General features: G+C 59.9%; 11 protein-coding genes. 5 read left to right on the top strand and 6 right to left on the bottom strand.

Features of this window, described 5'->3' with window-relative positions; genetic code table 11:
* Positions 1 to 17: 17 nt before the first annotated feature.
* Together ACRZ94_RS01750 and ACRZ94_RS01745 are read left to right on the top strand one after the other, a co-directional pair.
* Complete coding sequence (locus ACRZ94_RS01750) at positions 18 to 641, top strand: TRAP transporter small permease subunit (protein WP_480796537.1); 624 nt, start codon at positions 18 to 20, stop codon at positions 639 to 641.
* Positions 642 to 650: 9 nt separating this feature from the next.
* Positions 651 to 2,054, top strand: coding sequence for a TRAP transporter large permease (locus tag ACRZ94_RS01745; RefSeq protein ID WP_480796536.1), 1,404 nt, complete (start codon positions 651 to 653; stop codon positions 2,052 to 2,054).
* 130 nt (positions 2,055 to 2,184) lie between these two features.
* Here the strand turns inward: ACRZ94_RS01745 and ACRZ94_RS01740 are convergent, their stop codons facing one another.
* A complete protein-coding gene (locus ACRZ94_RS01740) occupies positions 2,185 to 3,228 on the bottom strand; it encodes an ornithine cyclodeaminase (RefSeq protein WP_480650797.1) in 1,044 nt (347 codons plus the stop codon).
* Positions 3,228 to 4,148 carry an arginase gene (gene rocF / locus ACRZ94_RS01735; protein WP_480796535.1) on the bottom strand — a complete coding sequence of 307 codons (921 nt, stop codon included), beginning with the start codon at positions 4,146 to 4,148 and terminating at the stop codon, positions 3,228 to 3,230. Before rocF ends, ACRZ94_RS01740 begins: the two co-directional genes overlap by 1 nt.
* 86 nt (positions 4,149 to 4,234) lie before the next feature.
* On the opposite strand from rocF, the gene ACRZ94_RS01730 reads away from it, so the two are divergent.
* Positions 4,235 to 4,663 (top strand): Lrp/AsnC family transcriptional regulator, encoded by a 429-nt coding sequence (locus ACRZ94_RS01730; RefSeq protein ID WP_480650801.1) that lies wholly within the window; start codon positions 4,235 to 4,237, stop codon positions 4,661 to 4,663.
* A gap of 90 nt (positions 4,664 to 4,753) precedes the next feature.
* Entirely contained in the window at positions 4,754 to 7,360 is a 2,607-nt protein-coding gene (gene mprF, locus ACRZ94_RS01725) for a bifunctional lysylphosphatidylglycerol flippase/synthetase MprF (RefSeq protein WP_480650803.1), read from the top strand.
* Positions 7,361 to 7,363: 3 nt separating this feature from the next.
* Here mprF and ACRZ94_RS01720 read toward each other — a convergent pair whose 3' ends face one another.
* The 4 genes from ACRZ94_RS01720 to ACRZ94_RS01705 form a co-directional block, all read right to left on the bottom strand.
* On the bottom strand, positions 7,364 to 8,926 hold the full coding sequence (locus ACRZ94_RS01720; RefSeq protein ID WP_480796534.1) for an efflux transporter outer membrane subunit: 1,563 nt from the start codon (positions 8,924 to 8,926) through the stop codon (positions 7,364 to 7,366).
* An 11-nt stretch (positions 8,927 to 8,937) separates the two neighbouring features.
* Positions 8,938 to 10,083: an HlyD family secretion protein gene (locus tag ACRZ94_RS01715; RefSeq protein ID WP_480796533.1), complete on the bottom strand. Its 1,146-nt coding sequence runs from the start codon at positions 10,081 to 10,083 to the stop codon at positions 8,938 to 8,940.
* Between the two features lie 21 nt (positions 10,084 to 10,104).
* Positions 10,105 to 10,467, bottom strand: coding sequence for a DUF3302 domain-containing protein (locus ACRZ94_RS01710; RefSeq protein WP_480650808.1), 363 nt, complete (start codon positions 10,465 to 10,467; stop codon positions 10,105 to 10,107).
* Positions 10,468 to 10,603: 136 nt separating this feature from the next.
* On the bottom strand, positions 10,604 to 11,365 hold the full coding sequence (locus ACRZ94_RS01705; RefSeq protein ID WP_480796532.1) for a DeoR/GlpR family DNA-binding transcription regulator: 762 nt from the start codon (positions 11,363 to 11,365) through the stop codon (positions 10,604 to 10,606).
* A 188-nt stretch (positions 11,366 to 11,553) separates the two neighbouring features.
* Between ACRZ94_RS01705 and glpD the strand changes: the two genes are divergently transcribed.
* Positions 11,554 to 13,140, top strand: coding sequence for a glycerol-3-phosphate dehydrogenase (gene glpD, locus ACRZ94_RS01700; protein ID WP_480796531.1), 1,587 nt, complete (start codon positions 11,554 to 11,556; stop codon positions 13,138 to 13,140).
* Positions 13,141 to 13,176 lie beyond the last annotated feature (36 nt).

The following is a 13,176-nucleotide window of genomic DNA, read 5'->3' as shown; positions in this document are numbered from 1 at the left end:
AACAGGGGATCACCGGGATGGCAGGACAGGCCACGGTGCTTGAGGACAGCAGTCGCCTAAGTCGGCTGGACCGTCATCTATTAAAACTGGAACAGTTTCTGGCCCTGATCAGCGGGATTGCCGTCTTTGGACTGATGGTCTTGGCGGTGGTCTCGGTCAGTGGGCGCAACGCGATCAACGCACCGCTGCCGGGCTACGTGGACTGGATCGAGCAGATGATGCCGCTGATTGCGTTTCTGGGCATCTCTTACGTTCAGCGCAGTGGCGGCCACATTCGCATGGACATTATGATTGCACGCCTGCACGGTCGGGCGCTTTGGCTGTTCGAGCTGATCTCGGTCGTGTTGATCCTTGTGCTGATGCTGGCGCTGGTTTGGGGCAGCTGGTCCCATTTCGACCGCTCCTTCGACTTTGGCGCGCCGCTGTGGAGCCGGGATAGCTCTATCGATATCGGCATTCCCCTCTGGCCCGCCAAGCTGCTGGCACCGGTCGCTTTCTCGGTCCTGTGCGCGCGGCTAGTCCTGCAAATCTGGGGCTACGGCCGGGCGTTGGTTCTTGGGTTGGAGCACCCGGTGGCGGTGCCTTTGATTCAGGATGCCGCCGCACAGGCCGCAGCTGAGGCCGAGCAATTCGAAGGGTAGGACTAGCGCATGGACACGATAGACATCGGCCTTTGGGTCACAGCTGGCCTGCTGGTTCTGGTGGTCACGGGCATGCGCGTGGCCTTCGCGGCGGGGTTGGCCGGATTGGTTGGGCTGGTCTGGATTTTCTGGGCCAAGTTCGGATATGACCCGGACCGTTTCGGCAAGGCCCTGACAGTGGCCGTCAAAACAGCAGGGCAGGTGCCCCATTCCAAAGTGGCGGCCCATACGCTCAGCCTGATCCCGACCTTTATCCTGATCGGTTATCTTGCTTACTACGCGGGCCTCACGCGGGCTTTGTTCGAGGCTGCCAAACGCTGGGTCGCCTGGGTTCCGGGCGGTCTTGCCGTCTCGACCGTTTTCGCGACGGCGGGTTTTGCGGCCGTTTCGGGCGCATCGGTCGCCACATCGGCGGTGTTTGCGCGGATCGCCATCCCCGAGATGCTGAAGGTCGGCTATAACAAGCAATTCGCCGCCGGAGTGGTGGCTGCAGGGGGCACGCTCGCCTCGCTGATCCCGCCCTCGGCCATCCTTGTGATCTACGCCATCATCGTCGAACAAGACGTAGGCAAACTGCTACTGGCCGGGTTCATACCGGGCGCGTTCTCGGCGGTGATCTACGGGTTGCTGATCGTTGGCATCGCCGTGTTGTTCAAAAACGTTGGTCCCCCGGTCACTGGTTTTACATGGAAGCAGCGTTTCGCGGCCTTGCCTGGAGCCTTTCCGATCGTCGCCGTGATCCTGATCATCATCTGCTTTGTCTACAACCCGTTCGGGGAAAAAGCCTGGGGCACCCCCACCGAAGGCGGCGCCATCGGGGCCTTCATCGTTTTCTGCTTTGCCCTGTTTCACGGCATGCGGTGGAAAGAGTTAAAATCGGCCTTATTGGAAACTGCCAAGCTGACGGCGATGATCTTCTCGATCATCTGGGGCGTTCTGATCTACGTGCGGTTCCTGGGCTTTGCCGACCTGCCGGGTGCATTCTCGGACTGGATCACCTCGCTAGAGATGTCGCCCATGCTGATCCTGATCTGCATCTTGCTGGCCTATGCCGTGCTGGGCATGTTCATGGACGCCATCGGCATGCTGCTTTTGACATTGCCCGTGGTCTATCCGGCGGTAATGGCCCTGAACGGAGGCGAGACGGTCAGCGCGGCAGACAGCGCCTTTGGTATGTCGGGGCCGATGTGCGCCATCTGGTTCGGCATTCTGGTCGTCAAAATGGCCGAGTTCTGTTTGATCACGCCCCCCATCGGTCTGAACTGTTTCGTGGTGGCAGGCGTGCGCCCGGACCTGAGCGTTCAGGATGTGTTCAAAGGCGTTACCCCGTTCTTTATCGCGGACGGGGTTACAATTGCGCTGCTTGTGGCGTTTCCGGGGATTGTTCTCTATCTGCCGTCCTTGGCAGGTTGAGGGGATCATTGCGAGGCTCTGCCTCGCGCTCCGGGATATTTCTGGACAGATGAAGAAGCGGATCCAAACTTCATCTGTCTGTAAATACCCCGGGGGAGGCGCGCAAAGCGCGGCGGGGGCAGAGCCCCCTTTATCCCGCCCGCATCAGCATTCCGTACAGATCGCGCGGATCGTCAGGGTCGGCCAGCATATCCAGAGGTTCAAAGAAATCGGTGCCTTCGATGGCCGACTTGATGAAGCGCAGGGCTGAGAAGTCCTCGATCGCAAAGCCTACGCTGTCGAACAGAGTGATCTGGCGGTCGTCGCGGCGTCCTTTTGCCTGTCCGGTCATGACCTGCCACATCTCGGTCACCGGGTGGTCAGCCGGAAGGGCCTGAATTTCCCCTTCAATGCGTGTTTGTTCGGGGTATTCGACAAAGATGTCCGAGCGTAAAAGAATGTCGTGGTGCAGTTCTGTCTTGCCGGGGCAATCGCCGCCAATGGCGTTGATGTGGACGCCGGGGCCAACCATGTTGTCAGTCAGGATCGTGGCGTTCTTCTTGTCTGCGGTGCAGGTGGTTATGATCTCTGCGCCCTCAATGGCGTCTTCGGGCGTTTTGCACAGAACCACCGTCAGGCCCGAGTTTTTCAGGTTCGCCGCGCATTTCTCAGTTGCGTTGGGATCGGTGTCATAGAGGCGCACGGCCTTGATCCCACACATCGCCTTGAAGGCAAGGCACTGGAATTCCGACTGTGCCCCGTTGCCAATCATCGCCATAGTCGTCGCGGATTTCGGTGCAAGATAGCTGCCGACCAATGCCGAAGTTGCAGCCGTCCGCAAGGCTGTCAGCAGGGTCATTTCGGTCAACAGGGTCGGGTAGCCGGTATAGACATCGGCCAGCAGACCAAAGGCGGTAACGGTCTGCAGCCCTTCGGACGTGTTTTTGGGGTGGCCGTTGACGTATTTGAAGCCATAGGCCTCGCCATCCGAAGTAGGCATCAGTTCGATCACGCCATGGGGTGAATGGGCGGGGATGCGCGGGGTTTTGTCGAAGCTTTCCCAACGTTTGAAATCAGCTTCGATCTGCGCCGCGATTTGCGTGATCATCCGCTCGACGCCCACGTGATGCACCAGCCTCATCATGTTGTCGACGGATACGAAAGGCACCAGCGCCTTGTCAGAAGGTTGGGTCATCAAAAGCTCCGGGTTGGGCGGTCAAAGATGCGGCGGCCCAGCAATGAGGCGGCCAGATTGACCATGAGTTTCGCGGTGCGGCCGCGTTCGTCGAGGAAGGGGTTCAGCTCAACAAGGTCCAGCGAGCAGACAAGACCGCTTTCATGCAGCAGTTCCATGACCAGATGGGCCTCACGCTCGGTGGCACCACCGGGGACGGTGGTGCCGACGGCAGGCGCGATGGAGGGGTCGAGGAAATCCACGTCCAGCGAGACATGCAGGATGCCATCTGCCGCCCGGACCCGGTCCAGAAACGCCATCAGGGGGGTCTTGATCCCGTGTTCGTCGATGCTGCGCATATCGGCCAGCATGGCGTGATCCTGTTCCAGCCGCGCGCGTTCCGCCGGATCGACCGAGCGCAGGCCGATCATCCCCACGCGGTCGGTTGGAACAGGTGTCGGGACAGGTGGGAAGGCGTCGAAACCGGGCTGGCCGGTGAAATAGGCCACCGGCGTGCCATGCAGATTGCCGCTGCCGGTGCTGTCGGGGGTGTGAAAGTCGCTATGGGCGTCCAGCCACAGCACGAACAGGGGGCGTCCGAGCCGGTCCGCGTGGGCGGCCATGCCTGCAACGGTTCCCATCGACAGCGCGTGATCGCCTCCCATGAAAATCGGCAGACCCTTCGGTGCCGTATCCTGTGCAGCGCGGCTGAGGGCGCTGGTCCAGCCAACGACCTGAGGCAGAGCGAACAAATGCGCATCCTCGGGGGTTTGCGACGGGTCCGGAGTGATATCGCCCAGATCGGTCACCCGGTGACCCAGATCGCCCAGGGCCTGATCCAATCCGGCTACCCGATAGGCATCCGGCCCCATGCGGCAGCCCTGACGTCGCTTGCCTGCATCCATCGGGGCACCGATCAGTATTACATGTGTTTTGTCCATATGCTGATTTAGGATCAAACCTTGGGTTGCTAGAAGACATCAAAATGTTCAAAATGAAACTGAACTGATCGATATGGCGGTAATACATGGACGATTTGGATAACAGGCTGCTCAGCGCCCTTCACCGCGACGCGCGCGCGTCTTTATCAGAACTTGCGGAGTCGCTGGGCGTGACCAGAACAACGGTGCGCAGCCGGTTGCAGAGGTTGAAGCAATCCGGTGAGATTGTCGGCTTTACCGTGCTCACCCGGCGGGATGTGGCGGAAAGCCCGGTGCGGGGGCTGATGATGCTGGAAATCGAAGGCCGCGGGACCGAGCGGACAATGGCAAGGATCGCGGCCTTGCGTCAGGTGCGGGCGGTGCACACGACCAATGGCAGCTGGGACCTGATTGCTGAAATCGGCACCGAAACGCTTGCTGAACTGGACGAAGTTCTGTTCCAGATTCGCCGGATGGAGGGCATAACCCGATCCGAAACCAATCTGCTGCTATCCACGCGCAAAGGGCGGGTCTGATCGGGCCATAGCGCTTTGAGGTTCAACGAAATTGTGCGACAGTCGCGCAGCGCATGAGGCCTCAGCCGTCCCTCAGTTCAGGAAAGCCATATGACCCAAGAGACAGACACAGACCTTTGGGCTGTACGATGGGCGCAGCGGATCACCGGGCTTTTGGAAAAGCCTGCGGTGCGGATTGCCATTCCAATTCTGGTGACCCTGATCGCGCTGATGGTGCTGCACGAGCTGTCGCAGCACGTCAAATGGTCTGACGTCCAGACTGACGTGGCGAATATGTCGTGGAAGCTGATGTTCTTCGCCTTTTGCTGGACCTGTTTCAGTTTTCTGTCCCTGTCGATGTATGACGTGCTGGCCGTGCAGAGCGTGGCAAAGGGTGAGGTGCCTCTGACCGTCGCGGGAATGGCCGGGGCCAGTGGCTATGCGGTGTCGAATTGTCTTGGGTTTTCCTACATCACCGGCACGGCGATCCGGTATCGCATATACGCGTCGTTGGGGCTGGACCTGAGCCGGGTTGCGGGGGTTATTGCGACCTCGTGGATCGCGTTCTGGTCAGGGTTGGTCTTGTTGCTAGGGATCTTACTGACCCTGCATCCTGACGGGATATCCAAGGTTTTGCCGATCAGTGATACCACCGAGACGGTGATCGGGCTGTGTCTGCTGGCCGCTTTGGTAGCGCTGTTTGTCTGGCTGGCACGTGGCGGGCGCAAGCTGGCCTATGGCGGGTTTGGCTTTAACCTGCCCGGCGGCAAGCTGGCGGGGCTGCTGACCGTGGCCGCGATTGGCGACCTGTTTGGTGCGTCGATGGTTCTGTACACCTTGATGCCCGACGACCTTGGGGTCGGGTATCCCTATTTCTTCACGATCTTCATTGGCGCAATTGCGGTTGGCATCCTCAGTCACGCGCCGGGCGGGATTGGCGCCTTTGAGGCCACCGTGATCGCGGGGCTTGGGGCCTCGGGCCGGTCTGACGTGATCGCGGCGCTGCTGCTTTACCGGCTGGTCTATACCTTCTTGCCATTTGTCATCGCCAGCCTGTCGATTGCCGTCGCCTCGGCGCTGACCCATCGCCACCACATCAGCGGGGCTGCGACATGGGTGTATCGCGCGATCCGGCCGATTGTGCCGATGGTGGCCGCCGGTGTCACAGCGGCGGCCGGGATCATTCTGCTGGTGTCGGGGGCCTTGCCGTCCAGCAGCCAGAATCTGGGCGTGTTGCGGGATTTTCTGCCGCTGTCTTTCATCGAAGCCTCACACCTGACCGGCAGCGTGGTCGGCGTATTGCTGATCCTTGTGTCGCGCGGGCTGTTTCGCAAACTCTACCGCGCGTGGATCGTGGCGATGTTGCTGATGGTGGCGGGGTTCTTTGCCTCGTTGACCAAGGGGCTGGACACGCATGAGGCCATCGGCATGTTGGCCGCGATCGCCATTCTGGCCACGTTCCGGGGGGCGTTTTATCGCGTCAGCGGCGCGTCGATCTTCCGCCTGAACATCCCGTGGCTGGTCAGCGTGATGGCCCTGATGCTGGTGATTTTCTGGGTCGGGCTGTTCTCATATTCTCATGTCGAATACCAAAATTCCCTGTGGTGGGAGTTTGCCTGGAATGGCGACGCCTCGCGGTTCCTGCGGTCCAGCCTTGTGGTCGCGGTCATTCTGGGTGTGGTCGCAGTGAATTCGTTGTTCGGTCGTGAAATCCCCGAAGTGGCCCGCACCGTGATCCCCGAAGCCGTCGAACGCCTTGCGCTTGAGGCCGAAGATACCGAGGCGCAGATTTCCCTGACCGGGGACAAGCAGTTTCTGATCGCACCTGATGACAGCGCGTTTTTGGCCTATGCCGATACGGGCAATGCCCTGATCACCAAGGGCGAACCGGTGGGTGACGAAAAGGCAGGCCAGCAACTGATCTGGCAATTGCGCGAAATGGCCGACCGCGAAGGCAAGCTGTGTGCGTTTTACAGCGTGTCCACCAAGTATCTGCCGACCTTCCTGGACCTTGGCCTGTCGATCCTGAAAATAGGTGAGGTGGCGCGTGTGCCGCTTGGTGATTTCTCGCTGGACGGTAAATCGCGCAAGCGGTTCCGTCAGGCCAAGAACCGGGCCGAGCGGGAAGGCTATGTGTTCGAGATTATCCCGAAGGAAAACCTTGCCCCGATCCTGCCCGAGCTGCGTAAAATCTCGGATGACTGGCTGCAGAACAAGGCGGGCGCGGAAAAGGGCTTTGCCCTTGGCGGATTTGATGAAGAATACCTGTCCTACTTCGATCATGCGGTTCTGAAAAACGGCGAGACAGGCCAGATCGTGGCCTTTGCTAACCTGTTTCAGGGCGGCCACAAGTCCGAGCTGTCGCTGGACCTGATGCGATATGAGCCCGACAGCCCCAGTTTCGTGATGGACGCGCTTTTTGCCGAGATGATGGCCTGGGGGGCCGAGCAGGGGTTCCACTGGTTTTCGCTGGGCGCTGCGCCGTTTTCCGGGATCGAAAACCGGCAGCTGGCCTCATTCTGGAACCGGGTGGGCGGGTTCGTCTATGAACATGGTGAACAGTTCTATCACTTTGAGGGGCTGCGCAGTTTCAAACAGAAATTCGACCCGGAATGGAGCCCGAACTATCTGGCCAGCCCCGGTGGGTTTGCGGCCCCACGCATTCTGTATGAAGTGAATATCCTGATCTCGGGCGGGCTGCGGGGCCTGACCAAGTAAGGCTTAGTTCAGGCTGGCCTGCGTGGGGTCCTGTTGCAGCAGGTCGCCCCAATCGGTGCGATAGGCCATCTCGGCCAGTACCGTATCAGGCAGGAATTCCCGGTTCTGACGGATTTGCCAGCCGCCACCCAACCCCTTGTAGACAGCAACCAGATTGCTTGAGACTTGCTGGCGCGCATCGATCAGGTTCGCTTGTGAATTCAGCAGCGCGGTTTGCGTGTTCAGGATGCGGGAATAATCTGCGATGCCGTCGCGATACTGATCCACCGCGATGTCCGCCGCCTTGCGCGAGGCGGCGACGCTGTTTTCATAAAACGCCACCTGTTTGCGCGATTGTGCATAGGCGACCATGGCGCTTTCGACCTCGGAATAGGCGGTCAGGACGGTGTTCTGGTAATTGGCGATCAGCGCCTGATAAGCCGCATCCTGCGCGCGCACATTGTTTTTGATGCGCCCGTAATTCAGCACATTCCAGACGACACCGGCATTGGCCAACCCCGTTGAGCTTGCCGACGAGAACAAATCGCGCCCGCCCGACGCCTGCAGGCCGATGGACCCCGACAGAACAAATTGCGGATAGAGATCGGCCATTGCAATGCCAACCTCAGCCGATTGCGTGGCGGCGGCCAGTTCTGCGGCGCGTACATCCGGGCGGCGGCGCAGCAGCTCGGCCGGGACGCCCACAGCCACATTCGCGCGGGCCGAAGGGATACGCCCGGAATTGCCCAGCAGGCTGGTCATCCGCGATGGCGTTGTACCCAGCAGAACCGCCAGCGCGTTCTTGGCCTGTTGCAGATCGCTCTCCAACCCCGGCACCAGCGCTTTGGTGTTGTTGAGCAGGGCGGTGGATTCCTGCACGTCCAGCTCGGTCGTCACGCCATTGTCGAACCGCAGCTGTGTCAGATCGGCGGATTCCTGTTGCAGCTGGATGTTTTCCCGGGCAACGACCAGCGCCTCTTGCAGGGCGCGTATGTTGACATACAGCGCAGCCACATCCCCGGTCAGGGTCACAAGCGCGTCGTCATAGTTCGCGACCTGCAGCGCCAGATTGGACCGCGCCGCCTGAACACCGCGCCGCTGCTGGCCCCAGACGTCCAGTTCCCACTGCGCATCAAAACCCACTTGCGAGGTCGAAAACTCGGTATCCAGCGGAATAATCTCTCGAATATCGGCAATCGGCCCCAGATTGTCGCTGACCTGACGGCGTTCGATCGAGGCACCGACAGCTTGAGACTGAGGATAGAGCTCGCCGAAGGCGATGCCCAATTGAGCGCGGGCCTGCAGGACACGGGCCCCGGCCACTTGCAGGTCAAGGTTCTGGGCATAGGCCTCATTGACCAGCTTGTTAAGGGTGGGGTCGTTGAACGTCTCCCACCATTTGACCACGGGCGCGCTGCGCGAGGTCAGGCCGCTGGGGCCGGCGCTGGGGCTGTTGACCTCGATCCATTCCTTCACGACCGGAGAGTTCGGGCGTACGAAATCCGGCCCAACGGGCGCGCATCCGATCAACAGGGCTGCGCAGACCACGGTGCCTGTCAATCCGCGTAAAAGTCTGGCCCGGGTCATGTCATGTGTCCTCAGATATTCAGGGGTCGGATGAAGTTGGCAAAGGAATAGAGGCGGATATTGATGCGGCGCAGAAATTCAAAGCTTTGGCCCTGACCGGTATAGATTGCCACCGCCGCATGCCCACCGGCGGGAAAAGTGTGCCCCTCGGGCACATCGACCGAGATTTGCACCGCGATGCGTCCGGGCAGTTTTGGCAACTCAAAGCCGGGCAGGCGGCCTGAGGGCAGGTATTGCCCCTGACGAGTGGCCCACCAGATCGCCTCGACCTTGCCGGTCAGAATCTCGCCGGGATACAGGTCGAGCGCGACCTCAACCTCTTGGCCCGGTTCGACAAATTTCAGGTTCTGCTGGCGGTACGTGGCCAGAATATATGGGTTTTCCTTGGTGACAAAGCTGGCAATCGCGCCCAGTCGTATCTCGCCCACAACCATACCCGGACGGGCCTGTTGAGACACGATCATGCCGTCCTCGGGGGCGTAGATGGTGGTGTTTTCCAGAAAATACTCGGCCTTACCAAGCTGCGCCTGCGCCTGAAGGATACCCGTGTTCACCCCGTCAATCTGCGAATCCAGCGCCAGTTCGGCCTTTTCAAGATTGGCTTCGGCCTCTTTCACCAGCGCTTCGTCTTCGGTGACCTGTTCGTTCCAGCGATCCAGCTCATCCTGGCGGGCGCCGCCTGAGGGCACAAGGTTCTCATAGCGGGCCTGCTGGGTCAGGGCATAGGCCAGCTGCGCATTTGCGCGCTCAACCGCCTCTGACGCGGCGATCACGTCTTGCTCAAGGATCTTGGCGTTCTGCTGGGCCGCCACCAATTGCGCGGTGGCCTCTTCAACCTCAAGCGCAAAGACCGTGTCGTCAAACCGATACAGCGGGTCGCCCTTCTTGACCTCGACATTGGGTTCGACCAGCACCTCTTTCAGGATGGTGGGCTGTGTCAGGCGCGGCACGATCTGGATGGTCGAACGAACCACGTGGCTGTCGACCGAGAAGGGTTGGAAGAACCGAAGCGCGACGAGGAAAATCAGCAGAAGATGCGCACCGACCCAGAACGAGACGATGCCCCAGGTGATGTTGAATTTCAGCCATTTCGCTTTGAAGAAAATGAACCAGACAAAGATGAGGTAGAACAGCGTAATGCCGAGGGCGACAAACATAGTCTTGGATTTCCTTTGGCCTTAGCTTTTCTGCGTCTCGTCCGGGTCAAGCGGATCACGGTATTCTTCATTCACAGTACCGCCCAAGCGCTTGATTTCCTTTCGGATTGCGTCTTTCTCATCGTCGGGATTGCGTCGGATGTCTACGGTGACGCCATCGTGGAACGCCCACATAAAGGCATGCACCCACGGGACCACGGCCAGAAAGCCCATCCAGCCCATGATTTTGACGGCCTCGGCATGCGGGTGATTGCGCTTGATCGCGATGCGCCCCGGCAATCCCATGATGAACAGAAACAGAGCCATCACCGCTGCCAGCAGCAAAATCAGCGCTACAAATGTCAGATAGTCGTAAAAGCCAAGCGGCTGTCCTATGAGTCCCACGCTCGTGCCCCCTTTTTGGGAAGGTTGCCCTATCCTTTGCGGTTGCCGTGCGGTTCGTCAATCAATTTGTAGTTGGGCGCGGTGTCCGGCAGCAAAAGCGCCAACGTCCCAGCGCGGCTTTTGCCGCGTTGGGGCCTCAGCTGCTCAAAGCGACCCTTGTCCGCCATTGCTGACATTTGGTTGCCAAGGGTTGGGGCAGGGGTTGATCCGTATAGAACACATCCACATCCGACAACGACGCGATCCGCGCCGGGGCCGAGCGTTGGAATTTCGAGTGATCCGCCACAAGGCATGTCCGCCGCGCCTGCGCGATGATGGTCTGGCTAACCCGGACCTCCTGAAAGTCGAAATCCAGAAGGTCGCCCTGCATATCCAGCGCCGAGCACCCGATGACGGCATAATCGAATTTGAACTGCTCGATGGTCGATATGGTCAGGTTCCCGATTAGCCCCCCATCTGAACGGCGCAGCACGCCGCCCGCCACAACGATCTGACAATTGACGTTATCGACCAGAATATTGGCCACGTTCATATTGTTGGTCACGACCATGAGGTCCTTGTGGTCCAGCAACTGCCGGGCCACGGCCTCGGTCGAAGTACCGATATTCATGAAAACCGACGCCCCGTCGGGGATGTCCTGCGCGCAGGCTTGCGCGATGCGCGTCTTGGTGTCGGCATTCAGGGCGCGGCGGTCCTCATACCCGATATTCGACACGCCGGATCGCAGGACCGCGCCGCCGTGCACGCGGTCCAGCTTGCCCATATCGGCCAGTTCGGACAGGTCGCGCCGGATGGTCTGAACGGTCACGTCAAACCGCGCCGCCAGATCGTCGACCATCACCCGGCCGTCCTGTTTGGCGATATTCAGAATGTCGGACTGGCGAAAAGATAGGGACAAATCTGCGCTCCTGCTTGGGTTTGTTCGTTTTTGTTCTTTTCGGGCGGCATTTCAATGGAAACCAGAGTTTTTCGACAGGTTTTTGGTTGTATATGTGATAAAACGAACATAAACGAAAGCAGACATGCGCGAAACGAGGGTTCGCAGCGGTGTCAGGTGCATTTTCAACAACGGAGGCTTTGCCGGTCATGGAACAGTCACAGGATAAGGCCGTCGATCTTTTCATCATCGGTGGCGGCATCAATGGCTGCGGCATCGCGCGTGATGCGGCGGGGCGGGGGCTGTCGGTGGCATTGGCCGAGATGAATGATCTGGCCTCGGCGACGTCTTCGGCCTCGACCAAGCTGTTTCACGGCGGGCTGCGGTATCTTGAGTATTTCGAAATCTGTCTGGTACGCGAGGCGCTGATCGAACGCGAAACCCTGTTGCGGGCGATGCCGCATATCAGCTGGCCGATGCGGTTCGTGTTGCCCTACCACAAGGATATGCGGTTTGATTCCGACACGCCGACCTCACGTTTGCTGAGCACGGTGATGCCGTGGATGAAGGGCTGCCGCCCGGCCTGGCTGATCCGGTTGGGTCTGTTCATGTATGACAATCTGGGCGGGCGCAAAATCCTGCCGGGCGCGTCTGCGCTGAACCTGAAGACCGCGCCCGAGGGGCGGCCTCTGCAGGACAAGTTCGAAACGGCTTATGAGTATTCGGATTGCTGGATTGAAGACTCGCGCCTTGTTGTCCTGAACGCCCGCGATGCTGAGGCGCGCGGCGCGGACATCATGGTACGCACACAAGTTATTGCGGCCAGACGCGTGGACGAGCTGTGGGAAATCACCGTTCAGGATCGCGACACGGATGAGGTGCGCGTGATCAAGGCTAAAATGCTGATCAATGCGGGCGGGCCATGGGTCGGGGACATCATCCAGACCAAAATCCACGTGAACTCGCGCGAGGGCGTCCGGTTGGTCCGAGGCAGCCATATCGTGACCCGCAAGCTCTTCGATCATGACAAATGCTATTTCTTTCAGGGCGAGGATGGCCGCATCATCTTTGCCATTCCTTATGAGCGTGACTTTACGCTGATCGGTACGACAGATCAGGACCATCCCGATCCCGCCGAACCCCCGATCTGCACCGAGGCAGAGCAGGACTATCTCTGTGCCTTCGCCAGCAAGTATTTCGAAACGCCGGTGACCCGAGACGATGTCGTCTGGACCTATTCTGGTGTGCGGCCGCTTTATGATGACGGGGCCAGTAGCGCGACGGCGGCAACGCGGGATTATACGCTGAAGGTCGACGCGCAGGGCGGGGCGCCGGTGCTGAACGTCTTTGGCGGCAAGATCACCACCTATCGACGTCTGGCCGAAAGCGCGCTTGAGAAAGTGGGCGAACACTTCCCGAACCTGCCCGGCCCTTGGACCGCAGGGGTTGCCTTGCCCGGCGGGGATTTCCCGGTGGATGGCGTACAGGCGCTGGTGAGCGGGCTTGAGGCGGATTTCGCGTTTCTGGATCGGGCGTGGGCGGAACGCCTTGTGCGCGCTTACGGAACCGAAGCGCGGGTGATCCTTGGCGATGCAACCTCGGCCGCCGATATGGGAGAGGATTTCGGAGCCACGCTGACCGAACGGGAACTCAACTGGTTGATGGATAAGGAATATGCCCGCAGCGCCGAGGATGTGGTTTGGCGGCGCAACAAGCTGGGCCTGCGCCTGTCCGGGGACCAGATTGCCCGGATACAAGAGGCGATGGAACAGCGCCTTACGCACGCAGTTGCTTAAAAAAAGCCCCGCCGATCTGGCGGGGCTTATTGTTGT

The organism is Ruegeria sp. CH10 (assembly GCF_056537125.1).
This window is presented reverse-complemented; position numbering and strand designations above follow the sequence as displayed.

Excerpts from the sequence above, each read along its gene's own strand:
- ACRZ94_RS01740 (WP_480650797.1), bottom strand. The coding sequence starts at position 3,228 with ATGACCCAACCTTCTGACAAGGCGCTGGTGCCTTTCGTATCCGTCGAC.
- mprF (WP_480650803.1), top strand. The coding sequence starts at position 4,754 with ATGACCCAAGAGACAGACACAGACCTTTGGGCTGTACGATGGGCGCAG.
- glpD (WP_480796531.1), top strand. The coding sequence starts at position 11,554 with ATGGAACAGTCACAGGATAAGGCCGTCGATCTTTTCATCATCGGTGGC.
- ACRZ94_RS01750 (WP_480796537.1), top strand. The coding sequence starts at position 18 with ATGGCAGGACAGGCCACGGTGCTTGAGGACAGCAGTCGCCTAAGTCGG.
- ACRZ94_RS01745 (WP_480796536.1), top strand. The coding sequence starts at position 651 with ATGGACACGATAGACATCGGCCTTTGGGTCACAGCTGGCCTGCTGGTT.
- ACRZ94_RS01715 (WP_480796533.1), bottom strand. The coding sequence starts at position 10,083 with ATGTTTGTCGCCCTCGGCATTACGCTGTTCTACCTCATCTTTGTCTGG.
- ACRZ94_RS01720 (WP_480796534.1), bottom strand. The coding sequence starts at position 8,926 with ATGACCCGGGCCAGACTTTTACGCGGATTGACAGGCACCGTGGTCTGC.
- rocF (WP_480796535.1), bottom strand. The coding sequence starts at position 4,148 with ATGGACAAAACACATGTAATACTGATCGGTGCCCCGATGGATGCAGGC.
- ACRZ94_RS01730 (WP_480650801.1), top strand. The coding sequence starts at position 4,235 with ATGGACGATTTGGATAACAGGCTGCTCAGCGCCCTTCACCGCGACGCG.